Source organism: Streptomyces sp. GQFP, assembly GCF_021545335.1.
Taxonomy (GTDB): Bacteria; Actinomycetota; Actinomycetes; order Streptomycetales; family Streptomycetaceae; genus Streptomyces.
In genome coordinates this window covers 781,117-807,860 of the sequence record NZ_CP089312.1, presented here as the reverse complement: position 1 = coordinate 807,860, position 26,744 = coordinate 781,117, and the positions used below count along the sequence as shown (strand labels likewise).

At 68.4% G+C, this 26,744-nt stretch carries 16 protein-coding genes; 14 read left to right on the top strand and 2 right to left on the bottom strand.

The window, feature by feature from the left end; translation table 11 throughout:
• Positions 1–226: 226 nt before the first annotated feature.
• The 7 genes from LUX31_RS03710 to ltrA all read left to right on the top strand — a co-directional run bounded on the left by LUX31_RS03710 (position 227) and on the right by ltrA (position 11,574).
• Positions 227–1,576, top strand: a complete 1,350-nt coding sequence (locus tag LUX31_RS03710) for an extracellular solute-binding protein (protein ID WP_235473087.1) — start codon at positions 227–229, stop codon at positions 1,574–1,576.
• The gene (locus tag LUX31_RS03705) at positions 1,573–2,574 is read left to right on the top strand and encodes a carbohydrate ABC transporter permease (protein ID WP_235473086.1); all 1,002 of its coding nucleotides are present in this window, start codon (positions 1,573–1,575) and stop codon (positions 2,572–2,574) included. The genes LUX31_RS03710 and LUX31_RS03705 overlap by 4 nt, the downstream gene beginning before the upstream one ends.
• The gene (locus tag LUX31_RS03700) at positions 2,571–3,443 is read left to right on the top strand and encodes a carbohydrate ABC transporter permease (protein ID WP_235473085.1); all 873 of its coding nucleotides are present in this window, start codon (positions 2,571–2,573) and stop codon (positions 3,441–3,443) included. Before LUX31_RS03705 ends, LUX31_RS03700 begins: the two co-directional genes overlap by 4 nt.
• Positions 3,444–3,492: 49 nt before the next feature.
• Positions 3,493–5,010: a glycosyl hydrolase family 28 protein gene (locus LUX31_RS03695; RefSeq protein WP_235473084.1), complete on the top strand. Its 1,518-nt coding sequence runs from the start codon at positions 3,493–3,495 to the stop codon at positions 5,008–5,010.
• Positions 5,007–8,369 (top strand): alginate lyase family protein, encoded by a 3,363-nt coding sequence (locus LUX31_RS03690; RefSeq protein ID WP_235473083.1) that lies wholly within the window; start codon positions 5,007–5,009, stop codon positions 8,367–8,369. Before LUX31_RS03695 ends, LUX31_RS03690 begins: the two co-directional genes overlap by 4 nt.
• Before the next feature lie 29 nt (positions 8,370–8,398).
• The gene (locus LUX31_RS03685) at positions 8,399–9,655 is read left to right on the top strand and encodes an alginate lyase family protein (protein ID WP_235473082.1); all 1,257 of its coding nucleotides are present in this window, start codon (positions 8,399–8,401) and stop codon (positions 9,653–9,655) included.
• A gap of 500 nt (positions 9,656–10,155) precedes the next feature.
• On the top strand, positions 10,156–11,574 hold the full coding sequence (gene ltrA, locus LUX31_RS03680; RefSeq protein ID WP_235473081.1) for a group II intron reverse transcriptase/maturase: 1,419 nt from the start codon (positions 10,156–10,158) through the stop codon (positions 11,572–11,574).
• 72 nt (positions 11,575–11,646) lie between these two features.
• On the opposite strand, the gene LUX31_RS03675 is transcribed toward ltrA, so the two are convergent.
• Positions 11,647–16,206, bottom strand: coding sequence for a Tat pathway signal protein (locus tag LUX31_RS03675; protein ID WP_235473080.1), 4,560 nt, complete (start codon positions 16,204–16,206; stop codon positions 11,647–11,649).
• A 320-nt stretch (positions 16,207–16,526) separates the two neighbouring features.
• On the opposite strand from LUX31_RS03675, the gene LUX31_RS03670 reads away from it, so the two are divergent.
• Positions 16,527–18,041 (top strand): alginate lyase family protein, encoded by a 1,515-nt coding sequence (locus tag LUX31_RS03670; RefSeq protein ID WP_235479785.1) that lies wholly within the window; start codon positions 16,527–16,529, stop codon positions 18,039–18,041.
• A 206-nt stretch (positions 18,042–18,247) separates the two neighbouring features.
• On the opposite strand, the gene LUX31_RS03665 is transcribed toward LUX31_RS03670, so the two are convergent.
• Entirely contained in the window at positions 18,248–18,976 is a 729-nt protein-coding gene (locus tag LUX31_RS03665; protein ID WP_235473079.1) for a GntR family transcriptional regulator, read from the bottom strand.
• A 610-nt stretch (positions 18,977–19,586) separates the two neighbouring features.
• Here LUX31_RS03665 and LUX31_RS03660 point away from each other — a divergent pair.
• From LUX31_RS03660 to LUX31_RS03635, 6 genes are all read left to right on the top strand, one after another.
• The gene (locus tag LUX31_RS03660) at positions 19,587–20,633 is read left to right on the top strand and encodes an ABC transporter permease (RefSeq protein WP_268828109.1); all 1,047 of its coding nucleotides are present in this window, start codon (positions 19,587–19,589) and stop codon (positions 20,631–20,633) included.
• Positions 20,633–21,565, top strand: a complete 933-nt coding sequence (locus LUX31_RS03655) for an ABC transporter permease (protein ID WP_235473077.1) — start codon at positions 20,633–20,635, stop codon at positions 21,563–21,565. Before LUX31_RS03660 ends, LUX31_RS03655 begins: the two co-directional genes overlap by 1 nt.
• Before the next feature lie 42 nt (positions 21,566–21,607).
• Positions 21,608–22,528, top strand: a complete 921-nt coding sequence (locus LUX31_RS03650; RefSeq protein ID WP_235473076.1) for an ABC transporter ATP-binding protein — start codon at positions 21,608–21,610, stop codon at positions 22,526–22,528.
• On the top strand, positions 22,525–23,361 hold the full coding sequence (locus LUX31_RS03645) for an ABC transporter ATP-binding protein (RefSeq protein WP_235473075.1): 837 nt from the start codon (positions 22,525–22,527) through the stop codon (positions 23,359–23,361). Before LUX31_RS03650 ends, LUX31_RS03645 begins: the two co-directional genes overlap by 4 nt.
• Before the next feature lie 287 nt (positions 23,362–23,648).
• Positions 23,649–25,331 (top strand): ABC transporter substrate-binding protein, encoded by a 1,683-nt coding sequence (locus LUX31_RS03640; protein ID WP_235473074.1) that lies wholly within the window; start codon positions 23,649–23,651, stop codon positions 25,329–25,331.
• 67 nt (positions 25,332–25,398) lie between these two features.
• Positions 25,399–26,709, top strand: coding sequence for an NtaA/DmoA family FMN-dependent monooxygenase (locus LUX31_RS03635; RefSeq protein WP_235473073.1), 1,311 nt, complete (start codon positions 25,399–25,401; stop codon positions 26,707–26,709).
• Positions 26,710–26,744: the final 35 nt, after the last annotated feature.

Sequence of the window (26,744 nt, the reverse complement as noted above, 5' to 3'; positions counted from 1 at the left end):
CCTGAGGATCTGGTCTTCGTTCGCTTTCCGGAGGCTCTGCAACGAGCCTCCAGCCCTTGGCGTCATGTCGCTGAGGTTACCCATTCTTTTCGAAAATCCGACGAAGGGCTTGACGTTGTTTCCGGACAGGAAGAAGCTCTGGCTCCATCAGACAGCAACCGGTTACTAGTCTGCAAGACCTCGCTGCCGGTAGCCCGCACCACACGAAGCAGGAGGTGACGCGTCGATGCGCGCACATTCCGGCGCTCCCCCGAGCCGCCGCCGTTTTCTCGCCCTGTCGGCGGGAGGTGCCGCGGCCGGAGCGGCCGCGTTGAGCGGCTGCGCTCTGAAGGTGGCCGGCGCCGCGACCGGCGGTGGCGAGAGCATCACGATGATGGTCTCCCTCGACGACATCTCCACGGAGCTGATCCAGCAGGCTCAGAAGGAACTCGGCATCAGCATCACCGTGGTGGCGAACGACATCACCCGGCTGATCGCGATGCTCACCAGCGGCAACGCACCGGACCTGGTACGTGGCGTCGGAGCCCTGGACGCGCCGTACTTCGCCGCCCGGGGCGTGGCCGAGGACCTGGATCCCTACTTCGCCAAGTCCACCATTCTCAGGACCGATGACCTGGACCCGGCCAACGACCTGTGGCGGTACGACGGCACCACCCAGGGCAAGGGCCCCCGCTACGGCATGGCGAAGGACTTCTCCCAGGACGCGATGTTCTGGTACAACACCTCGCACTTCGACAGGGCGGGTGTCGACTACCCGTCCGAGACCGAGCCGATCACCTACGAGGAGTGGCTGGACAACGCCAAGCGACTGGTCCAGCGCAAGAACGGCCAGACCACCGTATACGGCGGCAGCTACAACGGCCTGGGCCTCGCCATCCTCTTCGCGAACCTGACAGCCGCCGCCGGAGGCAGCCTCTTCTCGCCGGACTTCAGCCGCGTCGACTTCACCACCCCCGAGGCCCGCAAGGCCCTGACCTGGTACGTGGACTACGCCAAGGCCAAGGTGGGGCCGAGCCTCATCCAGCCCAACCCCGACGGCTGGGACGGGCCCACCTACGTCGCGGGCCGGATGGCCATGTCCGGCAACGGCTACTGGCTCGGCGGCATGATCAACGCCGAGGCGAAGGTGGCCGAGGTGTCCCGGCTCGCCCCCGCACCGGTCTTCGAAGGCGGCCCGCGGCTCAGCTCCTGCCAGGGTGGCACGGGCATGTGGATGCCGACGAAGGCACGGAACAAGGACGCCGCCTGGCGGGTCTTCGAGTGGTTCTTCGGGGAGGGTCCGGCCAAGGGGCGCGCGGAGGGCGGCTGGGGCATACCCACCCTGAAGTCGCTCCGCCCGCTGATGCCGCAGAAGGAGGACTACCAAAAGCGCGTCCTCAAGGTCCAGCAGGCTGAGCTGGAGCACTTCTCCGTGACGCCCTTCACGCCCTACATCAAGACCGAAGCCGCCGACGCGCTCATCAACCAGATCCTTCCGGCCGCGATGAACGGCCAGATCTCCGTCGACACCCTCGCCGGACGCCTCAACTCGACCATCAACGAGCAGATGAAGCGCGGTAAGGAGCAGGTGGGATGACAGTCGGCCAGATCCCTGAAGTCGCCGAGCGGCCCCGGCCCGCCGTTCGCACCCGGGCCGCCGCCGGCTCCGGTGACCTGCCCCGGACCTCCATGACCGCACGCCGGCGGCGGGCGTTCTACCTGTTCACCTCGCCCTGGATCATCGGGTTCCTGCTGCTGACCGTCGGTCCCATGGCGTACGCGCTGTGGCTGAGCTTCACCACCTTCGACGGCATCTCGCCCAACTGGCGCTACGTCGGGTTCGGCAACTACAGCGAGCTGCTGACCGACTCGGTGACATGGAACTCGCTGAGCCGGGCCGGCGTGTTCGCCATCACCTCGGTGCCGCTGTCGATCATCGCGGGGCTGGCCCTCGCGGTCCTGGTCAACCGGCCGATGAAGGCGCGCGGCCTGTTCCGCACCCTGCTGTATCTGCCGGCCGTGGTACCGCCGGTGGGCGCGGGGCTCGTCTTCAAGCAGCTCTTCAACCGGGACTCCGGCGCCGCCAACGGCGTCCTGAACATCTTCGGCATCGACGCCATCGCGTGGCTGGACGACCCGTACGCCCGCTACGTGATCCTGATGTCGGTGCTGTGGGCCGCCGGAAACATCATGATCATCTCGCTGGCCGGCCTTCAGGACGTGCCCCGCGAACTCCACGAGGCGGCCCGGATCGACGGCGCGAGCGCCTGGCGGACCTTCCGCAGCATCACCGTGCCGCTGCTCTCGCCGGTGCTGCTCTTCCAGGCCGTGACCGGGATGATCGCCTCGGTGCAGACCATCATGCCGCTGCTGCTGGCCTCCAAGCCAGGACCGCAGGGCGTCACCGAGATCCCGCAGACCAACTACATGTACATGATGCACGTGTTCGCGGAGTACTTCGCGCTCGGCCGCTACGGCTACGCCTCCGCACTCCTGTGGGTGCTCTTCGTCCTGATCCTCATCATGACCGGCCTGATCTTCAAGGTCACGTCCGGTGTGGTGTTCTACAACGTCGACCCGGAGGCGAAGAAGTGACCGCCACCAGCGTGACCCCCAAGCCCTCCGTCGCGCCGGCCGGCGTCCGGGTACGCGGCTCCCGCCTCGTGCTCTACACCGTCCTGGTCGTGGTCACCGGCCTGATGCTCGGCCCCTTCGGCTGGCTCGTCATCACCGCCCTGAAGACCACGCCCGAACTGGCGGCCTCCCCGGTGCACTGGCTGCCCGACCAGGCCCAGTGGCAGAACTTCGCCGACGCCTTCACCGACATCCATTTCCTCGGCTACGCCCGCAACTCCCTCATCATCTCCCTGATCTACGCCACCCTGGTCACCCTGAGCTCCGCCTGGGTCGGCTTCGGGTTCGCCCGCCTGGAAGCTCCCGGCAAGAAGGTCCTGTTCGGTGTGCTGCTCGGTTCGATGATGCTGCCGCAGATGATCACGCTCTTCCCGACGTACCTCATCTTCGCGAAGCTCGGCATGGTCAACACCTACTGGCCGTGGGTGCTGTGGGGGCTGGCGGCCGCTCCGTATCTGGTCTTCCTGTTCCGGCAGTTCTTCGCCGGGATGCCACGGGAGCTGGAGGAGGCCGCGATCGTCGACGGCTGCGGCTACGGCACGATCTTCTGGCGGATCTTCCTGCCGCAGTCCTTGCCGGTCCTGGCCGCCAGCTTCGTGATCGCCTTCACCTGGACCTGGGGCGACTTCATCGCCCCCATGCTGCTCCTGGACAGCGACCGCACCACCCTCTCCGTCGCCATCATGACCTCGTACATCACCGAGGGCGGGATGCCGGTCAACAACCTCCAGGCGGCCGGCTCCGTCATGTACGTCGTCCCCATCCTGCTGGTCTTCCTGGTCGCCCAGCGCGGCTTCGTCGCAGGTATGTCCACCACCGGTCTCAAGTGACCCTCCGTACCGCCTCTTTCCCCTTCTTCCTTGTACAAGGAGCAATGGCATGAGCATGCCCATATCGCGTCGTACGACCCTCCAGGCCGCCGGCGTCACCGCCCTGGCCGGCTACCTGGCAGGCACCGCGGCAACCTCCGCCCAGGCCGACACCGCAGGCGCCGCCCCCGAGCTCGTGACGTACCCCATCCCCGACGGCGCCCCGGTCAAGACCGACAGCTACACCGTCAAGGTCCGTACCTCCGGCGGCAGATGGCAGAAGCTGGGCACCTATCTGGCCACCCTCAACTTCATCGACACCTCCACCGGCGCGGGGCTGATCCAGAACTCCTCGCTCGCCTTCTTCGACTTCGCGGGCTGCGTCGAGGTCGAGGTCACCTACATCAAGGGCGGCGTGAAGAAGGCCCGCATCCGGCCCGACTCGTACGGCATCGAGTTCGAGCGGCGCGCCGACACGCTGCGGTTCAAACTGACCGAGCCGCGCAACATCGTCGTCCAGGTCAACGACGAGGTCTTCGACGCGCTGCACCTGTTCGCCCGCCCGATCGACACCGACCGCCCGGCCGCCGACGACCCGGACGTCATCTACTTCGGCCCCGGCCTGCACACCACCGCCGACGGCCAGGTGACCGTCCCCTCCGGCAAGACCGTCTACCTGGACGGCGGCGCGGTCCTGAAGTCCCGGGTGTTCTTCAAGGACGTGGAGAACGCCGGCCTCGCCGGACGCGGAGTCATCTGGGCCGCCCCCGGCGGCGGCACCACCATCGAGGGTTCCAAGAACATCTCCATCGGCTCCGTCACCATGCTCAACCCCGACGGCTACGCCTGCACGATCGGCGAGTCGTCCGACGTGTCCGTCACCGGCATGGCCGCCTTCAGCTCCAAGGGCTGGGGCGACGGAATCGACGTCTTCTCCAGCAGCGACGTCACCATCGACGGCGTCTTCATGCGCAACGCCGACGACTGCATCGCCATCTACACCCACCGCTGGGAGTACTACGGCGACACCCGCAACATCACCGTCAAGAACTCCACGCTCTGGGCGGACGTCGCCCACCCCATCAACGTGGGCACCCACGGCAACACCGACGCGCCCGAGGTCCTGGAGAACCTGACCTTCCAGAACATCGACATCTGCGACCACCGCGAACCGCAGATGAACTACCAGGGCTGCATCGCACTCAACGCCGGCGACAGCAACCTGATCAGGAACGTGAAGGTCGACGGTGTCCGCGTCGAGGACTTCCGCCGGGGCCAGCTCATCCACATGCGGGTCATGTTCAACACCTCCTACAACACCTCGGTCGGACGCGGCATCGAGGACGTCTACGTCAAGGACCTCTCCTACAACGGCAAGCCCCTCGAAACCGTGCTGCTCCTCGGCTACGACGCCGACCACGGCATCAAGAACGTGACGTTCGAGAACCTCGTCATCAACGGCACCGTGATCGCCGACTCGATGAAGAAGCCGAGCTGGTTCCTCACCTCGGACTACGTGCCCATGTACGTCAACGAGCACGTGACCAAGCCGAAGTTCATCACCACGGCCGAGGCGGCTGCCCAGTGACCGATCCGTCCCACGGGCCCAGCCGTCGCGGCTTCCTCGGGGCGACGTCGCTGCTGCTCGCCGCCGGCGCGACCGGACTGGTCACGCCGGCGGCGGCCCGGGCCCAGAGCTCCACGGTGACCGGTGACGGTGACGGCGCCTTCACCTTCGCCCATCCCGGTCTGCTGCACAGCGCCGCCGACCTCGCCCGTATGAAGGCCGCGGTCGCCGCGCAGGAATCCCCTGTCCACGACGGCTACCTGGCGCTCGCGGCCCACGACCGGTCGAAGTCCACGTACGCGATCCAGAACACCGGCCAGGTCACCTCCTGGGGCCGAGGCCCCGCCAACTACCAGAGCCAGGCCGTCGCCGACTCGGCCGCCGCCTACCAGAACGCCCTGATGTGGTGCGTGACCGGCGACCGCGCCCACGCCGACAAGGCCCGCGACATCCTCAACGCCTGGTCGGCATCGCTCACCGCCGTCACCGGCGCGGACGGCCAACTCGGGTCGGGACTGCAGGGCTTCAAGTTCGTCAACGCGGCCGAGCTGCTGCGGCACACCGGTTACGACGGCTGGGCGGCCGAGGACATCGCGCGCTGCGAACGCTCCTTCCTCACCGTCTGGTATCCGTCCGTCTCCGGCTACATGCTCTACGCCAACGGCAACTGGGACCTGACGGCGATGCAGACCATCCTGGCCATCGGGGTGTTCTGCGAGGACCGCACCCTCTTCGAGAACGCCCTGCGCTTCGCCGCGGCCGGCGCGGGCGACGGCAGCGTCCCGCACCGCATCGTCATCGACGCGGGCCAGGGCCAGGAGTCCGGCCGAGACCAGGGCCACGAGCAGCTCGCCGCCGGCCTCCTCGCGGACTCGGCGCAGGTCGCCTGGAACCAGGGCGTCGACCTCTACGGCTACCTGGACAACCGGATCCTCGCCAACTTCGAGTACGCCGCCCGCTACAACCTCGGCGGCGACGTCCCCTTCGTCCCCGACCTCGACCGGACCGGCAAGTACATCAAGACGACGGTGTCGGCCATCTCGCGCGGGGGCCTGCCGCCGATCTACGAAATGGCCTACGCGCACTACGCCGGGGTGCGCGGCCTCGACGCCCCGTACACCAAGCAGGTCCTCTTCCGCGGCGCCGGCGGGACCCGGGCCGTGGAGGGCGGCAACGACGACCTGCCGTCCTGGGGCACCCTCACCTACGCCGGTGCAAAGGCCTCACCCGCGCCGCCGACGGCGCCCGCCGGGCTGTTCGCCACCGGCGACGACAACGCCGTCACCGTCTCCTGGCTGCCGTCCGCCTGGGCGAGCACCTACACGATACGGCGAGCCACCAGCCCCGAGGGGCCGTACCAGATCATCGAGTCGAACGTGAAGTCACCCATGTACACGGACCGTTCGGTGCGCGCGGGACGCACGTACTACTACACGGTCTCGGCCGTCGGCCCGGACTCGGAGAGCGCGAGTTCGGCGGACGTCGGCGCCACAGCCGGCCTGCCGGGTGCCTGGGACGCACGGGACGTGGGTGACGTACGGCGTAACGGAGCCACCCTCTGCGACGGCGAGCGGTTCCTCCTTGAGGCGGGCGGCGCCGACATCGGCGGCACGGCGGACGGCTTCCGGTTCGCGTGGCTGCCGCTGCGCGGGGACGGCGTCATCACGGCACGGGTCGTGTGGCCGCTCAGCTCCCAGTACTCCAAGGTGGGCGTGATGCTGCGCGGCTCCCTGGCGGCGGACGCGCCCCACGCGTCGATGCTGATCCAGGGCCTGCCGCTGCACACCTGGAGCGGTGTGTGGACGACCCGGTCCGCGCCGGGCGGGCCGACGACCGGCACCGGCAGCACCCCCGTGCCGCCGTCCCAGCAGCAGGCGATCACGACGAACGCCTCGTTCCCCATCTCCGACCTCGGCACCCTGCCCGAGTCGGCGACCCCGCTCGAGGCCCCGTACGTCGAGGGCGCCGGCGACGGCTACCGGCTGCGCAAGCCCTACTGGGTGCGGGTGACCCGCAAGGGCCGCCGCTGCACCGGGGAGATCTCGCCCGACGGCACCAACTGGACCGAAGTCGGGGCCGACGAGGTCGAGTTGGGGCGTACGGCGTACGCGGGTCTGGCGTTCGCCTCCTGTCTGGGCGTCAACGCCTCGTACGCCGAGACGGGTACCGCCGCGTTCGACAACGTCAGCCTGGTCGCGTCCGCCGGGACGGTCTGGGGCGTACCGCGCCCCGCACGCACCGCGACCGACCTGCGGGCCTCGGCCGGAGCGGATGCCGTCGAACTGGCCTGGACCGACCCCGACCTCTCCGCCCGGTACACGGTGCTGCGGGCCGGGGCCGCCGACGGGCCCTACGAGACGATCGCCACGGATGTGGGCCCGGTCGCTTCCGGTGCCCGCATCCGGTACGCCGATGCCACGGGGACGCCGGGCCGGAGGTACCAGTACGCCGTCGCCAAGACCAACTCGACGGGGCGGGGCCCGCGTTCGGAGTCCGCCGACGCGGAGATGCCGACCCCCGCCGCCCCGGAATTCATCTCCCCGGCCCTCGCCTTCGCCAACAGGGGAGTGCCCTTCCAGTATCTGATCCGGGGCACGCACGAGCCGGTGCGCTTCGCCGCGTCCGGCCTGCCCAAGGGGCTGCACGTCGACCAGCGCACCGGGCTGATCTCCGGAAGCCCCGGTGAGACGGGAAGGTTCACCGTCACCGCCAGGGCCACCAACGCCACCGGAACGGCTGCCGGCCCGGTCACCCTCGTCGTCACGACACCCCCGCCCGAGCCCTGGACGTACGGCGACCTCGGCGACTTCGTGCTGGACGAGCGCGAGTTGGGGACGTACGGCGTGGTTTCCGTGCGGACCCCCGGCAGCACGTCGTACGACAACGGGACATTCACGGTGCGCGGTGCCGGCACCGATCTCAATGTCAACGGCCAGGGAATGACAGGCCAGTTCGTACGGCGTCCGGTGAGCGGCGACTGCGAGTTCACCGCACGGCTCGTCTCCCGCACCGGCACCGCTGCCGACCGGGTCGGCCTGCTCATCGCCAAGTCCCTGTCGCCGTTCGACCAGGCGGCCGGAGCGATCGTCACATCCGGCACCACCGCGCAGCTCATGCTGCGCACCAAGGTCGCGGGCGCGTCCGCCTTCACCGGCAACGCGACCGTCCAACTCCCCAGCCTGCTGCGGCTGAAGCGCACCGGGACCGCCTTCGCCGCAGCCGTCTCCACCGATGACGGCGCCACCTGGACGACCCTCGCCTCCGGAGAGCTCTCCGGCTTCGGTGACGCCCCCTACTACGTGGGTCTCGTGGTCTGCTCTCGCGACCCCCTGACCCGCTGCACCTCACAGTTCGACGAGGTGAGCATCACCCCCACCTAGATCCTCCACTCGATTGGAGCCGCACCATCATGAGCCGCACCAACCCCCACAACAGTTCTCAGGACAGAGAGCTGAGCCGCCGCGGTCTGCTGAAGACCGCCGGCGGTCTCACCGCCGCCCTCGCCGTCGGGGCTTCCGCCTCAGCGGTCGCCGGCGGCACCGCGAGCGCCGCTCCCGCGACGTTCGTCCACCCCGGCGCCCTGCACGCCTACGGCGAACTCAACCGCGCCAAGGTCCGGGTCGCCGCGGGCAACGACCCGTGGCTGTCCGGCTGGAACCGGCTGACCGCCAACGGTCACTCGGCCAGCACCTGGAACCCCAACCCGCAGGCCACGATCATCCGCGGCGGCACCGGCGAGAACTACGGCACCCTGTACAACGACATCCACGCCGCCTACCAGAACGCGCTGCGCTGGCACGTCGCCGGGACCACCGCGAACGGTGACGCGGCCGTCAGGATCCTCAACGCCTGGTCGGCCACACTCACCACCGTCACGGGCAACGCCGACCGGTTCCTGGCCGCCGGGATCTACGGCTACCAGTTCGCGAACGCCGCCGAACTCATGCGCGGCTACAGCGGGTTCAACCTCGACCGGTTCAAGACGATGATGCTCAACGTCTTCTACCCGCTCAACAACCAGTTCCTCAACGGGCACAACGACGCCTGCATCACGAACTACTGGGCGAACTGGGACCTGTGCAACATGAACTCGATCCTGGCCATCGCGATTCTCTGCGATGACGGGGCCAAGTACGACCAGGCCGTGAACTACTTCAAGAACGGCGCGGGCAACGGCTCGATCACACACGCAGTCCCCTTCATCTACGACAACGTGGACGGGTACGCACTCGGCCAGTGGCAGGAGTCGGGGCGCGACCAGGGCCACACCATGATGGGCATGGGCCAGATGGGCGCCTTCTGCGAGATGGCCTGGTCCCAGGGCGACGACCTGTACGGCTACGACGCCAACCGTTTCATGAAGGGCGCCCAGTACGTCGCCAAGTACAACCTCGGGCAGAGCGTGCCCTTCACCACCTACACCTGGGGCACCGGCCAGAACTGCGCCCAGCAGTCGCACACCGCGATCTCCTCCGCGAGCCGCGGCCAGGTCAGGCCGGTGTGGGACATCCTGTACTACCACTACGCCAAGCGCCGCGGCCTGTCCGTCCCGTACATCCAGGCCATGGCCGAGAGCGTCCGCCCCGAAGGCGGGGGAGGTGACTACGGCTCCGCCAGCGGAGGCTACGACCAGCTCGGCTTCGGCACCCTGATGTACGCCAAGTAGGAGCTCGGCGGGACGAGATCAGCAGGACGAAAGACGAGGGGCCGGGCCGGCAACGGCCCGGCCCCTCACCCATGGTGTGCCCAGCATGGGCGATTGCTTGGGGGTGTGAGTCCCCTGGGGGAAGAGGTGGTGCTAACCCCGAGCCGGAGGCAAGGGCGTCATCGTGAGGTGGGGTCTGGAGGAAGCCCGAGGCGAGACCTGGGTACCGAGGAACACGAACCGTGTATGAGGCGTGCTGGTCGGGTGAGCCTGCCATGGAAGGTGATGCCCGTCTCCACCAAGAAGGCCAGTGCGTAAACGCGGCGGGGATCCAGGGACAGTGATCGTTCTTACCTGGGGAGATCTGTCCGGGTGTCGGTTGTGCTGAGGTTGTCGCCGCGCCGACGGTCCGTGCCGGGAGGTGGGGGCTGACCGGGCAGAAGTCAGCAGAGGCCGTAGTACCAGCCGGGATGGGCACGGCGGCTGGGAAGGGCCGAACATCGAGTGGAACGGATGATGTGGTGACTGCTCGTGCCGGTCACGTGGACCGCAGTAATACCGCTTCGGCGGTGCCGACCGGGGAGGGACCGGTGCATTCCGGAAGTGACCCGGCGGAGCGCAGTGACCGGCCGGCGCGTCTCACGGAGGACGTTCACCGCGAACAGGAGTGCTCTTTGTGGGAGTTGATGCTCTCGAAGGAGAACCTGCTCGCGGCGCTCAACCGCGTTGAAGTGAACCGGGGTGCTCCCGGGGTGGACGGCATGACCACGGCCGAACTCAGGCCGTGGATTGCGGTGCGCTGGCCCGAGGTGAGGGCCGAACTCGATGCGGGCATCTACCGGCCGTCGCCGGTCCGTCAGGTGGTCATCCCGAAGCCTGGCGGCGGTGAGCGGATGCTGGGGGTGCCGCGGGTGCTGGACCGCTTGATCCAGCAGGCCATCGCGCAAGTGCTCGTGCCCGTCTTCGACCCTGGCTTTTCGGGGTCGTCCTTCGGGTTTCGTCCCGGCCGGTCCGCCCATCAGGCGGTCCGGGTCGCGCGGCGGGCCGTCGAGGACGGCAACCGCTGGGTTGTGGACCTCGATCTGGACCGGTTCTTCGACCGGGTTCAGCATGATGTCCTGATGGCGCGGGTGGCGCGGAAAGTCAGTGACCGCAGGGTTCTGAAACTGATCCGCAGGTATCTGGAAGCCGGGATCATGGTGGACGGCGTGAAGATGCCGAGTGTGGAGGGGACCCCGCAGGGGTCTCCGCTGTCGCCCGTCTTGTCGAACATCATGCTCGACGACCTGGACCGGGAACTGTTCAGGCGCGGTCACCGGTTCGTGCGTTACGCCGACGACGTCCGCGTCTTCGTGCGGAGCAAGCGGGCCGCTCAGAGGGTGCTCGACTCGGTCACGGCCGTGGTCGAGCAGCGGCTGAAACTGAAGGTCAACCGGGACAAGTCGAAGGTGGTCCACGCCCGCGAAGCGGTGCTGCTGGGGTTCGGCTTCTACTTCGCCCGGGGCGGGAAGGTCGGTGTCCGGGTCGACCCGAAGGCGGTCAAACGCCTGAAGGAACGACTCAGGGAACTGACGTCGCGCCGGTGGAGCATCGCGATGCCCGAACGCATCGGGAAGATCAACCGCTTCACCGCTGGCTGGATGGGCTACTTCCGGCTCGCGGATGGTTCACACCTGTTCCGTGAGCTGGACAAGTGGCTGCACCGCAGGATGCGGCAGGTCCGGTGGAAGGAATGGAAGAGGCCGAAGACCCGTCAGCACATGCTGCGCAAGCTCGGGATCAACGAGCGGCTGTCCCGCGAGTGGGGCGGCACCAGCAAGGGCTACTGGCGGATCGCGGGCTCTGCCGTCCTCAACCAGGCACTGCCCACCACCCACTGGGACGACCTCGGCCTGCACATGCTCAAGCCGACCTGGCAACGGTTGAGATCAGCTGGATGAACCGCCGGATGCGTGGCCCGCATGTCCGGTGGTGTGAGAGGAGGGCCGGGCGACCCGTCCCTCCTACTCGATTCACGCCTCGTCGGGACCGTAGTACAGGAACTCGATCTCGGACACGTTGCAGCGCCCGTCATGGTTGTCGTACACACGGACCAGCGGATACGAGGCCGTCTCGGCGAGCTTCACCTCGTACCACTGGGCAGCGCTCACGCCGCTGACGGTGTGGAGGTCCGTCCAGGTGGCCCCGCCGTCGTCGGAGCCGCGGAAGACCGTGCCGTTGGCCCGGGTCAGATGGGTCGAGCGTGGGTAGAAGCGGATCTTGTCGATGGTGACGGGGCCGGCGTCGCCCGCGTCGACATCGATCCAGCTCTCCGCCGCGAGGGTGTCGGCGTACGTCGCGGTGTTGCCGTCGAAGGCCTTCCAGCCGTTGGAGGCCTTGGTGCCGGTGCCCGGCCACTCGATGGTCGAGGCGGCCACCATGGCGGCCGTGACCGGGAACTTCACCAGGAGCGAGTCCCGGGTCTCCAGCAGATCGTAGGCGGCGTAGACCTCGTCGATCAGCGCGTCCTGGTCCGCGCCCGACTCGGCACCCGCCTTCTCGATGCGGTCGAGCTCGGCGGTGAACGCCGCGTAGCTCTTCCTGGTCCAGTCGGAGGCGTCGGTCTTCCGCGCGCGGGCGAGCAGCTGGGCGAGGGTCTCGGCGACGGCGAGGGCCGCGTCCTCGCTGACGGTGGTGCCACCGCCCGCCAGGGAGGCGGCCACCTTGAACCAGCGACTGCCGTGCCGCAGTTCCTTCTCCGTCCAGCCGCGCAGCCGGGTGTCGGTGAGGACCTTGTCCCAACCCGCCGCGCTCTTCAGGGGGTTGGTGGCGGCCGTGTCGGCGTCAGCGGTCCGGAAGAGGGTGAACCCGGTCGCGTCCTCGGGCTTGTTCCAGGCGACGACAGCCGTGTCCTCCGCACGCTTCGCCACGTAGGGCAGCAGTGCGCCGCCCTCGGTGTCCCGCACCCGCACGGTGGCGAGGACGGCGTCCCCGGAGCCGGCGACCCCCGCGTGCACGGCGTACGGCAGCGGCATGAGCATCGAGCCCGTGTACGTCCAGGACGTGCCGTCGGGGGAGGCGAAGGCCAGGACCTGGTGGGTCTCGTAGTCGCGGATCAGCCGCAGGTAGGGGTAGTCGGCGGCGGTGAAACCGGCGATGCCCGCGTCACGCGGGGAACGCACCTGGTCCTGCCAGTCGTGGCGGCTGTCGCGGTCGCGGTTGCTCAGGACGAGCTTGCCGTCGGTGTCGGCGCCGAAGTAGAGGTAGCGGGTGTCGGCGTCGATCCTGTCGCGCAGCATCAGCCCGGTGAGCGCGCCCTTGTGGTCGTCGACGCGTGCGGTGACCGTGCCGGTGCCCGCCAGGACACGGCTGACGAAGAGGAGGGAGTCCTCGATGTCACGGGTGGCGACCTTGTAGTCGTCGCCCTTGCCGAGCCCCGTGCCGTCGCCGCCCGCGAGGGTGATCCTCGCACCGCTGACCGAGGTCCTGCCGCTCTTTTGCGAGCCCAGCCGGTCGTCGCGCCAACCGGTTCCCGAAAGGCCCCGCGAGACCGGCGCGGTGAACTCGACCTCGGCCCGCCAGGAGGACAGGCCGCTGCCCGCGCTGTTCACGGCGGTGACCGTGTAGAAGTAGCGGCGGCCCTGCTGGACCTTCTCGTCCCGCCAGTACAGGCCCTTGAGCCCCGCCGCGACGGTCTCGTACTCACCGTCCTCCCGGGTCGCCCGCCGGACGGTGTACGACGAGGCGCCCGCGGTCGGAGTCCAGGTGACGCCGATGTACGTGTCGCCGGGCAGGGCGGCCGCGTAGCGCACGACGGACGGCACCAGGATCTCGTCCGCGCCCTCCGACAGCTTCAGCACCACGGCGGTGAACGGCGGGACCGTCACCTTGCCTCCGTTGACCGGCAGCCGCTTCCCGGAGACCAGGTCCAGGACGGTGGAGCCGCGGTGGCCGGCGGGGACGGCGAGGCGGTGCGTGCGCTTGTTGCCGTAGACCTGGCGGGTGGTGTTGATGCCGAAGAGGTACGGGCCGTAGCGGGCCGTGAGGAAGTCGATGTACCCCGAGTAGGGCGTGTCGGCCTCGAAGTTCTCGCGGCGGACCTTGCCGACCCCCGGCTGGTACGCGATCGGGCAGATCTCACCGGTCAGGGCCTGCGGCGCCCAGTTGTCGCCGGTGTTGATGTCCTCCATGAAGTCGGCGTCGATGTTGTCGGTGCGGGCCCAGTAGTCCCGGAACTGGAAGGGGCCGTCGGTGCGCAGCTGGATGGTGTGTTCGTAGGCCGGGGCCATGACGTGCAGACGGCCGCTGCCCGAGATGCCTCGGTTCTGGACGAAGAGCGAGCCGAAGACGCGGGTGTCGCCGTCGCGCAGCGACACGAACATGTTGTCGATGTCGACCCAGGCGAACTGCTCGTAGTCGGCGGGGTCGACGCCCAGTTCGGCGAGTTCCGCGGCGCTGTAGGAGCGGAAGTCGGTCTGCGGCAGGACCTTCTTGGCCTTGACGGTGCCGAACCGGTCGTACTCCGCCCGGCCGCCGGTGAGGTAGGCCCAGGTCTCGACGAGCCGCAGATCGACCTTGAGCCACTGGGTGACGACGTTGAACTGGTTGAAGTACTGCCGGTCGGCGAGCTGTTGCTGCGTGAAGCCGACGGCCTCGCGGGCGTACTCCCAGTACGGCCCCCAGCCGCTGCCCGCGTACCGGTCGGCGTGCGCGGCCATGTGCGCCTCGACGGCGGCGAGGTAGAGCGACTGTCCCTGGTTGATGCGGGTGCTGTACCCGGGGATGCCGGGGACGTAGACGTTGCGCTCGTCGATGACGCCCTCTGTACGCATCAGACGGTTGTCGCCGCCGTCGTCCGCGGGGTAGCGGGTGTGGCCGCGGGCGTGGGAGTTGCGCAGGGTCAGCTTGAGGATCTCGTCGTTGAGGTTCTCGTCCCCCTCGTGGCCCCACGTCTTGAAGAAGTACTCGCTGAGGTAACGGGACGCCTCCTCGCCGTAGTTGCCGACGTACGTGTTCTCACGGGTGAGGCCGGCCGCTGTGAGGCCGGTGTAGTGCTTGCCATAGGGCAGCCGTCGCACGATCTCGCCGTCGGCGTCGAGCTTGCTCTTCGCCAGGCCCTTGGCGACGATCTTGACGTAGTCGTCGGTGAAGCGGGCCGAACCGTCGTGGTAGAAGAGCGAGTGGTACAGGTCGAGGTCCGCGCCGTCCGGTCCCACCAGGACCTCCTCGCCGAGGAACGGCACCAGCCCCAGGGTCTCGCCGAGGACCGCGTGGCTGCGCTTCTTCCCCTCGTAGAAGGGGGATCCGATCACCCGCAGACCCTCGTGCGCCTCCCACGCGCCCTCGTACGTGAACAGCACCTGGTTGTAGATGAGGGACAGCCGGGACCGCGCGAAGTCGAAGTTGGCCTTGAGGCAACGCCCCCATGCGGCCCGCCGGGTGAGCTTGCCGCCGTCGAAGTCGACGTCCTTGAGGGAGGTTTCACCGTCCGACGTGCCGGTGGTGAACTCCTCGTCGAGGAAGGCCTTGAAGGCGTCCGCGCCGTAGACGCCGTCGTCGCCGATGAGGTTCTCGGCGATGTAGAGGGCCTCGCCGAGCGCGCCGTAGTAGCCGCCCCAGTCGCCCTGGTGGCCGCCGCGCAGCAGCAGCCTCGTGTTGCCGTAGTAGTCCTTGACGTGGTTGTCGACGCACTTGAAGAGCCGGAGCAGAGCGGTCTTCTTCTCGGCGGGCGTCGAGGCGGGGGACCAGTCGGTCGTCAGGACCCCGGCGTAGAAGCGCAGGTCGTCGGTGTAGCGGACGATCGAGAGGTTGCCCGAGGCCGAGGCGTCGACCTGGGCGGAGAGCCTGCCGAAGAGGGCGACCTGCGCGGTACGCAGACCGTCGATCAGGTCCTGCTTCTGCTCGTCGGTGACATCGTCGGGAGTGCCGGTCGGCGGCTGGTAGGCGGGCAGATCCTCGCCGAAGACGTCGAGGAGCGCGGCGGTGTGGGTGTACACGCCGTAGTAGGTACGGGAGTTGGCGGTGACGGTCCCCTTGTAGCTGCCCTCGTACGTCCGCAGGGTGATCTCCACCTGCTCGCGACCGGCGGTCATCTCCAGCGGGAGCATGATCGTCTGGTACGTGAAGCGGCCCGGGGCGGGCTTGGAGAAACCGAAACTCAGCGGCTCGTAGTCGGAGTTGCGCCGGAAGCCGATCTGCTCGCCGTTGAGGTAGGCGAGGGTGACGTACGGCGAGGAGTCGCCGCCCCAGAGCTTGAGCGTGAGGTAGTTCTGCGCGACCGGGTCGGTCCGCACGGTGAACCGGAGTTCGCCGCCTCTGACGCCGACCGGGTCGAGGGGAGTGGCCACTCTGGCTCTGACATCGTTGCCATCCGTGATGGTCTCACTGCCGTCACTCGTGAAGGCGTGCGCGGCCTCGGAATCCTCGTCTCCGAGGACAAGGTGGTCGAGCAGGCCGGCTTTCCCGGTCTGCGCGGACTCCCCCGCGTACGCGGGGGACACGGCCTGCTGAAGCAAGGTGCTCGTGGCGGCTGCGGCGGTGGTGGCGCCGGCTATCTGGACGAAGTGACGGCGGCTCAGCGGCGATGCGGGCATGGCTCAGCCTCCTCCTCTGTCTGAGGGGTTCGGTATGGGGGGCAGCAGCTATAGAAACCGGTTGCCACGGTATGGCGACTCAGAGAGCAGGGTCAACGGTCGTGCAAGGGGTGATCCCGGTTGCCCAACAGGGGACTTGTGCCACGCGAGAGAGCCCGGTTCGCCGCAGAGGGGTGGTGATCGGTTTCCTGGCAGGCGGAAGTTTCTGTTATCCGGGTGCGTCCCGTCCGTCTCCTGTGCGTACGGTCCGAACTTCAAGGAGTCAGCCAGTGATTCAGGACAACAGCGGACGCACGATCAGTCGGCGCGGAGCCCTCCGCATGGCGGGTGCCGTGGCGGTGGCAGGGGCCGGTGCCGCCGCGCTGGGCTCCGCCACCGCCTCCACCGCGGTCGCCGCCGAGGCGTTCGTACACCCGGGCATGCTGCACACCCAGGTCGACCTGGACCGGATGGCGGCCAAGGTGAAGGCGGGCGCCGACCGCTGGAAGCAGGGCTATGCCAAGCTCGCGGCCAACTCCCACTCCCAGAGCGGCTGGAAGGCCAACCCGCAGGCGACGGTGTACCGCGGCGGCGGCACCCCGGAGAACTACGGCACGCTCTACAACGACATCCACGCCGCCTACCAGAACGCCCTGCGCTGGCACGTCACAGGCGACACCGCCAACGCGAACACCGCCCGCGACATCCTCAACGCCTGGTCGGCCAAGATGACCAAGCTCGAAGGCACCGCCGACAAGTTCATCGCGGCGGGCGTCTACGGCTACGAGTTCGCGAACGCCGCCGAGCTGATGCGTGGCTACACCGGCTTCGACCTCGCCCGGTTCCAGAAGATGATGCTCAACGTCTTCTACCCGATGAACCACGACTTCCTCGTCAATCACAACGGCGCCTTCGTCACCAACTACTGGGGCAGCTGGGACCTGTTGACGGTCGCCTCCGTGCTGGCCATCGGCATCCTCTGCGACGACAAGGCCAAGGTCGACGAGGCCGTCACCTACTTCAAGTCCGGCGCGGGCAACGGCTCCATCAAGAACGCCATCAACGTCATCCACCCCGGCGGCCTCGGCCAGGTCGTGGAGGTCGGCCGCGACCAGGGCCACGCCCTGCTGAGCGTCGGTCTGATGGCCAGCATCTGCGAGATGGCCTGGAACCAGGGCATCGACCTGTACGGCTACGACGACAACCGGTTCCTGAAGGGCGCCGAGTACACGGCCAAGTGGAACCTCGGCCAGGACGTTCCGTACACCGCTTACACCTGGAAGAAGGGTGCTCCCGGCGTCTGGTCGGGCCAGGAGACCCTCACCGCCGCCTCCGAGAACAGCCGGGGCCAGGCGCGCCCGATCTGGGAGAGCATCTACAACCACTACGTGAACCGGCGCGGCCTCGACGCCCCGTTCGTCACCGCCATCGCCGCCAAGGTCCGCCCCGAGGGCGGCGGCGGTGACTACGGCAGCGGCGGCGGCTTCGACCACCTGGGCTTCGGCACCCTGGCCTTCACCCGGGACGCCGGGGACACGACGAGGGCGACGAAGGCGCCGTCGGCCACGACGGCCACGGGGGCGACCTCCTCCGCTGCTCCGTCCGGTGCCTCCGCTGCTTCGTCCGGTGCCGCCGAGTCCTCCGCTTCCGCCGCGGGGTCGGCTTCCGCCGCCGGGTCCGCTTCCGCTTCCGCGTCTTCCTCGGCGGCCGGTGGCGGAGTCCAGGCGCAGGGCGGCAGCGGCGACCTGGCGACCACCGGCGCCGGAGACATCGCGGCCATCGCGGGCACCGGTGTCCTGGCCGTCGTGGGCGGCATCATCGCACTGCGCCGCCGCCAGGCCGGCTCGCGCCAGTAGCCCGCAGGGGCTCACGGATGCGGGTGGCGAGGGACAGCTCTCGCCGCCCGCACCCGTGACCTGCGCAGCCCCCGGGAGGTCGCTCCGAGCGGCCCCGGCGGAGTCCGGAGCCGAGAGCGGGGGAGCGGCCGGCCCCACCGGTCCCCACCGGTCCCCACCGGTCCCCACCGGCCCCCGGTGGACGAACCGCACAACCGGCGGAACGCTCAGCCGGAGACGACAGGGCCGTCCACGCCGAGGCGGCTGGTGGTGAAACTGACCCGGTCGGCCCGCCAGTGCGAGTACGCGAACTCCTGCGGGACCCCGTCGGCGTCGTGCACCACCTGCTCCTTGACCAGCCCCGGCGTGCCCTCGGCCGCGTCCAGAAGCCGGCATGTGCGCGCATCCAGCACGAGCGCGCTGATGGCCGTGTCCACGCGCCCCACAGGCGCACCCCAGACGAACTCGAACGCCGTGTCGAGGTCGAGGGGCTGGCCCCATCCACCGTCCGGTCGCAGGGCGCTGTGGTAGTACGCGGCTCGTACCCCGAGGGGCCTGCCGCCCATCGAGTAGCTGTGCTCGATCATGCCGACCTCGACGGCGTCGGTGTGCAGCCTCTCGCGGATGAGGGCCGTCGACGGCACGACCCTGTCCTCCAGCCGTTGCACCGTCATTCCGTCGGGCTGATGCCGGCCGGGCACGGGATCGAGAGGGATCTGCACGAGGCCGCCCACGATCGTCGTGCCGACGCGCGGTACCCGCTCCACGACTCCGAGCGAGGCCAGCATCTGCAGGCCTTCGCGCACCGCGTTGCGGCTGGTGGCCAGTTCGTGGACGAGCGCGTCCTCGTTGAGACGGTCGTCGGGCCGGAGCAGACCGTCCCTGATGGACGTGCGCAGGAGGTCGTGCACGCGGCGCGGCGATCTCTGCAACAGCTCCGCGTACTCCTGGCGCATACGAAACAGTGCGGCAGCCCCCTTGTTCACCGTCCTGCCCCGTCCTGACCGATGTGGTTTCCAAGATCTGCGGGATACGCATTCATGTCGGCTCCCTTGTGTCCGCAGGCCCTTCTCGGCCGGCAATCCGACTCGATCGCGGCGTGGCCCGAACGTACGACGTAACTGTTTCGCCGGTATTTCGTCGGCCGGGTGCTGAATATTCGTGGCGTGCGGATACAGGAGGGGGCCGGGCCGTTCGCCCGGGCCCGCCGGGCGGCGCGAGAGGTCATGGCGTGGGCGTCGCACGGGGAGCTGTCCTGTGCATGACCGCGTGGCGCAGGCGTCCGTCCCGGTCCTGCCGGATTGACCCTTCGTGCCGCGCTGACCAGTGGGTTCGCAGGTTACCCACAAGCTGCGACGCGCGACCGACGCGGGGGAGGACCGCACCGGTGGAGGCCGTGCGTGATCCCTCGCGCACTCCGCGGCGCGCGGTCGTGAGCCAGCGCAAACGGCACGGAACGTCGGGGATATTGCTGCGAAACAGCGGGTTCATACTGTCGTCTCACTCGATGAAGGGAACTGATTGGCACTCCGCCGGTCAGCACATCTCGAACCTCCGGAGTGGCGAATGACAGTGATCTGGCGCCGGAATCGCTGGTGGATAAGCCGTGTCGCTGTACTTCCAGTGCATCTGTTCCTGTTTTCGATCGTGGTCTTCTTTCTCGTACGGCTGATCCCCGGCGACCCCGTGTCCACGATGACGGCGGGACAGCCCGTGACACCCGAGCAGATCGAGAAGGCACGCGAGTCGCTCGGCCTCAGCGGAAGTCTCTGGGAGCAGTTGACGACCTACCTCGGGCATGTCGTCACCCTCGACTTCGGCAGCTCGATGATCACCGGTGTCCCGATCGGTCCGGACCTGGCACACCGGATCCCCCAGACGATCGAACTCGCGGCGATCGCCATGGGCGGATGCCTGTTGCTCACCGTGGCCGCCTCGCTGTTCGTCCTGCTGCGCCCGGGCAGCATCGTCGCCAAGGCGCTGACGCAGTACGCACGCACGGCGGGCGCGGTGCCCGACTTCGTGCTCGGCGTCGCCGCGATCTATGTCTTCTACGCGGTGCTGCACTGGGCGCCGGCCCCGCTCGGCCTCTACGACAGCCTGATGGAGGGGCCGCCCGAGATCACGTCGTTCCCCCTGCTCGACGCGATCCTGTCCGGTCGCTGGGATCTCGTGTCGTCGATCGCCGGGCATCTTGCCCTGCCGGAGCTGGTGCTGATCGTCACCCACACCCCGTTCCTGATGAAACTGTTCGTCCGCGCGGTGCAGGACTCCGCCGACGCACCGGCGACGCGGTTCCGGATCGCCTCCGGCGCGTCGAGGGTGATGGTGCTGACCAGCATCATCCGTCGGTCGTCGCCCTCGGCGATCGCCATGTTCGGCACCATGTTCGGCACCCTGCTCGGTGGTGCCGTCGTCATCGAGCAGTTGTTCAGCCTGCCGGGTCTCGGCTCGTTCGGCATCAGCGCCGTGAACACCGCCGACCTGGTGTCGCTGCAGGCGTTTCTCCTGCTCATCGCGGGGATGTCCCTGACGGTCTTCCTGCTCGTGGACATCGTGAACATGCTGGTCGATCCACGGCGCCGCCCCGGTGCCACAGAAGGGGCAGTCTGATGTCGCAGATCGATGACACCACCGTCGCCGGGGCTCAGGTGGCGCTCGACCCGGCCCCGACCGGGACCCCCGGCGACACGGCTCCGGCCCCTGCCCAACCCCGGCGCCGGTACCTCGGGCCGCTTCAGCGGCTGACCACGTACGGGGCCCTCGTCCCGGCTCTGCTCTTCCTCCTGCTCGCACTGGTCGGACCGTGGATCACGCCATGGAGTCCGACGGAGGCCGTGGCGAGCCCGCACATCAAGCCGAACGGATCGCACTGGTTCGGCACCGACTCCTCCGGGCTCGACATCTTCTCCCGGGTCCTGGCGGCAGCGCGCAACGACATCCAGATCGCCCTCACGACGGCGGTGATCGCCACGGTGGTCGGCATCTCGCTCGGACTGCTCATCGGCATGAACGAGTCCAAGGGGCGGCTGCTCGGTCCGTCGGCCCGCTTCATGGCCCGCGCCCTTGACCTCATGCAGGCCATCCCGACCGTGGTCATCGGCCTTGTGCTCGTGGCGTTCTTCGGTGCCAGCGTCCGCACGCTCATCATCTCGCTGGCCGTGATCCTCTTCCCCATCCAGGCCCGACTCGTACGCACGGAGGTGCTCCGGGTCCGCAGCGAGGCCTACCTCGACGCGGCCCGAATGGCCGGCGAGAGCGAGTTCCGGCTCACCGTGCGCCATGTCCTGCCGAACAGCAGCTGGCCCGCCCTGGAGAACTCCACCGTGCTGTTCAGCGTGGCCATCCTGATCACGTCCGCGCTCGGATTCCTCGGGGTCGGGCTGCAGCCCCCGACGCCCGAATGGGGCTCGATGATCGCGGGCGGCGCCTCGGACGCGGCCGTCGGCCGCTGGTGGTCCGGGCTGTTTCCCGCCCTCGCGATGACGCTCTGCGTCGTGGCGTACTCCAATGCCGGCCACCGCCTCATCGGCAGGCGGCATTGAACCGGGCCCATGGCCGAGGCGACGACACCACGAGGAGCTGCCATGTCTGAGATCGCACTCAAGGAAGCGACGACCCCCGACCAGCGGGAAGAAGATGTCACACCGCCGCTGCTGGCCGTGACGGACCTGACGGTGCGGTACGGCGCCTCGGGGCCCCGTCCGGTGACGGCACTGGACGGCGTGAGCCTGACCATCGCCCGCGGCGAGCGGATCGCGCTCGTCGGCGAGTCCGGGTCGGGCAAGACCACCATGGGGCTCGCCATCGCCGGCTTCCTCACGGGGCCCGACGTGGAGATCACCGCCGGAACCGTGACGTTCGACGGCGCCACGCTCGCCCGCACCGAACGTTCCGGCGTGCCACGTCGGACACCGGGCATGTCGATGATGTTCCAGGACGCCATGACGTCCCTCGACCCGGTGTGGACGATCGGCAGCCAGCTGCGAGCGGTGCTGCGGGCCAACGACAAACTGACACGCAAGGAGCAGAAGGACCGGGCCAGGGAATGGCTGACCCGGGTCGGACTCACCGACACCGACCGCGTGATGAAGGCCCGCCCCTACGAGCTGTCCGGCGGTATGCGCCAACGCGCCATGCTGGCGCTCGCCCTCGCGGGCGGCCCCCAGCTGCTGATCGCCGACGAACCGACGAGCGCTCTCGACGCCTCGCTCTCCCGTGAGGCGATGGAACTGCTGGTCGAACTCACCGACGACTTCGGTGCGTCGCTCCTCATCGTCAGCCACGACATCCACCTGTGCCAGGACTACGCGGACCGCACGATGGTGATGTACGGAGGCCGGATCGTCGAGCACGGCGACTCCCGGACCCTCGCCGAGACGGCGACCCACCCCTACACCGTCGGGTTGTTGCGCTGCATCCCGACGCTCGACAGCGCGAACCTCGACGAGCTGCCGACCCTGGCACGCGTCGCAGCCGAGCTCGCCGCGACGGGAGCGGAACGATGACCCTCACCGAACAGACGCCTCAGCGCCGTGACTCCGCGTACGCGCTGCTCGAAGTCGACGGCGTGTCCAAGCACTTCGGTGGTCGTGGCCACGGCAGGTTCACGGCGGTGGACGATGTCTCCCTGACGTTCGACTCGACCAAGATGATCGGCATCGTCGGAGAATCCGGCTCGGGCAAGTCGACGCTGGCGCGCATGATGGTCGGCCTCGAACACCCCTCGTCGGGCAGTGTCACCCTCAACGGTCGTGAGATGACAAGCCTGTTGGGTGCGACCCGGACCGACCGTGTCTATGCCCGCCGCACCCTGCAGTTCGTCGGGCAGGACACCACATCGTCGTTCGACCCGCGTCGGACGCTGCGCGACGCGGTACGCCGCCCGGCGACCCTGCTGCACGGACTCGACAAGGATGCGGCCGACGCCCGGGTCGACAGCGTCCTGGAACGGCTCGGCCTCTCGCCCGCGCAGGCGGACCGCTATCCCTCCGAGGTGTCCGGCGGTCAGCGCCAGAGGTTCGCCCTGGCCCGGGGGATGGTCGTCTCACCCCGGCTGCTGGTGTGCGACGAGGTCGTGTCCGCACTCGACGTCTCCGTGCAGGGCTCGATCCTCAACCTGCTGAAGAAGTACTGCGCCGAGGAGCAGGCGGGCCTCACGTTCGTGTCGCACGGGCTCCCCGCCACCGCGTTCATCGCCGACGAACTCGTCGTCATGTACCACGGAAAGATCGTCGAGCACGGGCCCACACAGCGCATCATCGACGCGCCCGAGCATCCCTACACGATGCGTCTGCTCGACGCCTACCGGGGACCCGCCACTCCAGCGGCCCAGGGCTGAATATTCGGGCAATTCCCGTCCGGCGCAACAGAATTGTAACTCGGGAAAACCGCCGCTGCGGCGGGGCATTTCCGGTCCGGAAAAGAGACCCGCAAGTGGCGCAATAGAGCGTAACCGGTGCGGGCCCGGCCAGAAACACCGCGCGTCGAGAGTAATACCAGAACCGCAGGGAGCCGGGGGCCGTCAATTCGAGCCCGCCCCGCGGAGCGCAGAATACATTTCAAGGAACCGAAAAGACCTTTCAAGGACCCGGATTCGGGCCCGCACACCGTAAGGGAAGTTCCCCGATGACAAGACGCGCCAGCACCGCCGGTGAATCCCGCCGCAGTCGTCGTACGACAAGCGGTACGTTCCTCCGCCTCGTCGCCCTCACCGCCAGTGCGGCGATCGCGCTGACCGCGTGCTCGGGCAGCGGCAGCTCCAGCAGCGCCGAGACCACGGCCAACACGCTGCGGGTCGTCGCCCCCGACAGCACGCTCGGCTGGGCACCGGACAACGGCGCGCCCTCCCACGAGGCCCAGATCAACACGCAGGCCACGCTGCTGCGCAAGCCCTACGTCAAGAGCTCCAAGAGCGATTCGATGCAGCAGGACGTGAACACGTTCGACGGATACCTGGCGTCGGGCTACAAGGTCAGCGGCGACGGCCGCACCTACACCTTCACCCTCAAGGACGCGATCAGCACCGCGGGCAACCATCTGACCGCCGACGACGTGATCTACACCTTCACGCGGAAGTTCGAGAGCCCCAAGGGCAACGGTCCGGCGGTCTGGACACCGGTCGTCACCAGCATGAAGCAGTTCAAGAAGATCGACGACCACAATGTCAGCATCACGGTCGCCAACGCCGGATACGGCACGACCCTGCTCGCACTGCTCTCCGACCGCACGACACAGATCTACGACAGCAAGCTGCTCAAGCAGCACGCGACGGACAAGGACCCCTACGCGGTGGTCTGGTCGTCGGAGAACCCGAACTACGGGTTCGGACCGTACAAGGTGAAGTCCGACACGCCCGGCGTCCAGGTGGTCCTGCAGGCGAACCCGAAGTTCGTCCTCGGTGCGCCCAAGATCAAGAACATCTCGATCAAGATCGTCGCCGACGCGGGCACCCGCGCCAACGCGGTGCGGAACAACCAGGCCGATCTCGCCGAGAACCTGCTGCCCGCAGACATGACGGACCTCAAGTCCAGCGGTTCCGGGGTCAAGCTCGCCGAGGTCGACAGTCCGAACCAGTTCATCATGATCCCGCTGGTCACCAACAAGGCGCCGTTCGACAACACCGCCGTGCGGCAGGCCTTCGCCTACGCGGTGCCCTACCAGAAGATCATCGACAACGTCTATCACGGCCTCGCCCAGCGCAACGGCCCGTCGTTCCTGCGCAGCGACGCCTCCGGCTACGACGGATCCGGCTTCACCGACTTCACCTACGACCCGAAGAAGGCGAAGTCGATGCTCGCGGCCGCCGGCTTCGGCAGCGGAGTCTCCTTCACCCTGACCGTCAGCGCCGCCGCCCCCGACATGCAGCAGGCGGCGATCCAGATCCAGACGTACGCCAAGGCCGCCGGATTCGACGTGAAGATCAACCAGCAGCCCGATGCCGCGATCACCGCCGGCCGTGCCGAAGGAACGTTCCAGGCCTGGGTGCTGCGCGACAGCGCCACCACCCTCACGCCGTCGTACGAACTCGGCATCTACACCGGCAAGGACAGCCCGAACAACCTCGCCAAGTGGGAGGACGCCGACTTCTACGCCGCCAAGGCCAAGGCCGACGCCGAGGCCGACCCGACGACCGAGGCCGCGGGCAAGGCCTTCAACGCCACGGAGCGGATCCTGGTCAACCAGGCGCCCATCGTCTTCGTCGCGCAGATCCAGCCGGACAAGGCGATGCGGTCGACCGTGGACGGCTTCGCGTGGCGGTCGGACAACCAGACCGACTTCTCCGCCATGTCCCTCTCGTCCGCCAAGTAGCCCGCACAGTCCTCGTCACAGGACTCCTCCAGGATTCGTCCCGGACTCGTATAAGGAGTGCACGACCATGTTTCGTCTCGGATGGTTTCTCGGCAGCGGCTTCGGTATCCAGCCGCCCTGGCACGGCCCGTGGGCCGGCACCAACGGCACCGACTGGATGAAGCCGGGGTTCTACGTGGACCTGACGACGGCGCTGGAGCGCGCGGGCTTCGACATGCTGTTCATCGAGGACTCGTCGATGGTCGAGGACACCTACGGCGGGTCGATGGAGACGACCCTGAAGTACGGCCGGATGGCGCCGAAGAACGACCCCATGCCGCTCATCCCGCTGCTCACCGCCGCCTCGAAGCACATCGGCGTGGTCGGCACGATCTCGACGATCCAGTACCCGCCGTTCATCGCCGCACGGCTGATGACCACGCTGGACCACCTCACCGAGGGCCGGGCCGGGGTCAACGTGGTCACCTCGGTGAGCCATCGGGTGGCCCAGAACTTCGGCTACGACCAGCACATGGCGCACGCCGACCGCTACGCCATGGCCGAGGAATGGATGGACGTCGTCACCGCCCTGTGGGAGTCCTGGGACCCCGACGCGGTGCTCATGGACCAGGACGAGCCCCGCTACGTCGACCACACCAAGGTCCGTCCGATCCACCACGAGGGCAAGCACTTCAAGGTGCGCGGGCCGCTCAACACCATTCCGGGACCGCAGGGGCGGCCGGTGGTCGCGCAGGCGGGGAACTCCGTGCCGGGCCGGGAGCTCGCGGCCCGGCACGCGGACACGATGCTCGCCCTCGCCGAGGACCCGGCGGCGATGAAGGCGCTCCGCCAGGACATGGACGAGCGGCTCATCAAGCACGGCCGCAAGCCGCAGGACCTGAAGATCCTGTTCATGGCCCTGCCGACGCTGGGCGAGACGGACGCCGACGCACAGGAGGTGTTCGACCGCGCCGACGCCCTCAGGTTCACCCCCGCGGCCATCGAGAACCGCCTGTGGGACATGTCGTACACGAGCGGTGGCGCCTTCGACTACTCGAAGTACGACCTCGACGGCCCGGTTCCCCAGCAGCTCGGCAACGGCGAGACCACCACGGCCAAGGCGCGGCTCAAGGGCACCGAGAACATGACCCTGCGCGAGATGGTCACCCGCCAGGACCGCTACGGCATGAAGTTCGTCGGGTCGCCCGACACCGTCGCCGCACAGATGGGCGAGGCCATGGAGGAGGCCGGCGGTGACGGGTTCCTCATCCGCGGGCCGATGACCCGCCGCTACATCAGCGAGGTCGCCGACGGCCTGGCGCCGGCACTGCGCAAGCGCGGGCTCATCCGCGACGGGTACACCCACGCGACCTTCCGCGAGAACCTGCTTGAGTTCTGACCTCACCGGGCCGGATCGCCGGCGGCACGCCATCG

Bases quoted from the DNA above. Each gene is read 5' to 3' on its own strand.
- LUX31_RS03675 (WP_235473080.1), bottom strand. From the start codon at position 16,206: ATGCCCGCATCGCCGCTGAGCCGCCGTCACTTCGTCCAGATAGCCGGC.
- LUX31_RS03705 (WP_235473086.1), top strand. From the start codon at position 1,573: ATGACAGTCGGCCAGATCCCTGAAGTCGCCGAGCGGCCCCGGCCCGCC.
- LUX31_RS03660 (WP_268828109.1), top strand. From the start codon at position 19,587: ATGACAGTGATCTGGCGCCGGAATCGCTGGTGGATAAGCCGTGTCGCT.
- LUX31_RS03655 (WP_235473077.1), top strand. From the start codon at position 20,633: ATGTCGCAGATCGATGACACCACCGTCGCCGGGGCTCAGGTGGCGCTC.
- LUX31_RS03650 (WP_235473076.1), top strand. From the start codon at position 21,608: ATGTCTGAGATCGCACTCAAGGAAGCGACGACCCCCGACCAGCGGGAA.
- LUX31_RS03635 (WP_235473073.1), top strand. From the start codon at position 25,399: ATGTTTCGTCTCGGATGGTTTCTCGGCAGCGGCTTCGGTATCCAGCCG.
- LUX31_RS03640 (WP_235473074.1), top strand. From the start codon at position 23,649: ATGACAAGACGCGCCAGCACCGCCGGTGAATCCCGCCGCAGTCGTCGT.
- LUX31_RS03685 (WP_235473082.1), top strand. From the start codon at position 8,399: ATGAGCCGCACCAACCCCCACAACAGTTCTCAGGACAGAGAGCTGAGC.
- LUX31_RS03645 (WP_235473075.1), top strand. From the start codon at position 22,525: ATGACCCTCACCGAACAGACGCCTCAGCGCCGTGACTCCGCGTACGCG.
- LUX31_RS03665 (WP_235473079.1), bottom strand. From the start codon at position 18,976: ATGCGCCAGGAGTACGCGGAGCTGTTGCAGAGATCGCCGCGCCGCGTG.
- LUX31_RS03670 (WP_235479785.1), top strand. From the start codon at position 16,527: ATGGCGGGTGCCGTGGCGGTGGCAGGGGCCGGTGCCGCCGCGCTGGGC.
- LUX31_RS03710 (WP_235473087.1), top strand. From the start codon at position 227: ATGCGCGCACATTCCGGCGCTCCCCCGAGCCGCCGCCGTTTTCTCGCC.
- LUX31_RS03695 (WP_235473084.1), top strand. From the start codon at position 3,493: ATGAGCATGCCCATATCGCGTCGTACGACCCTCCAGGCCGCCGGCGTC.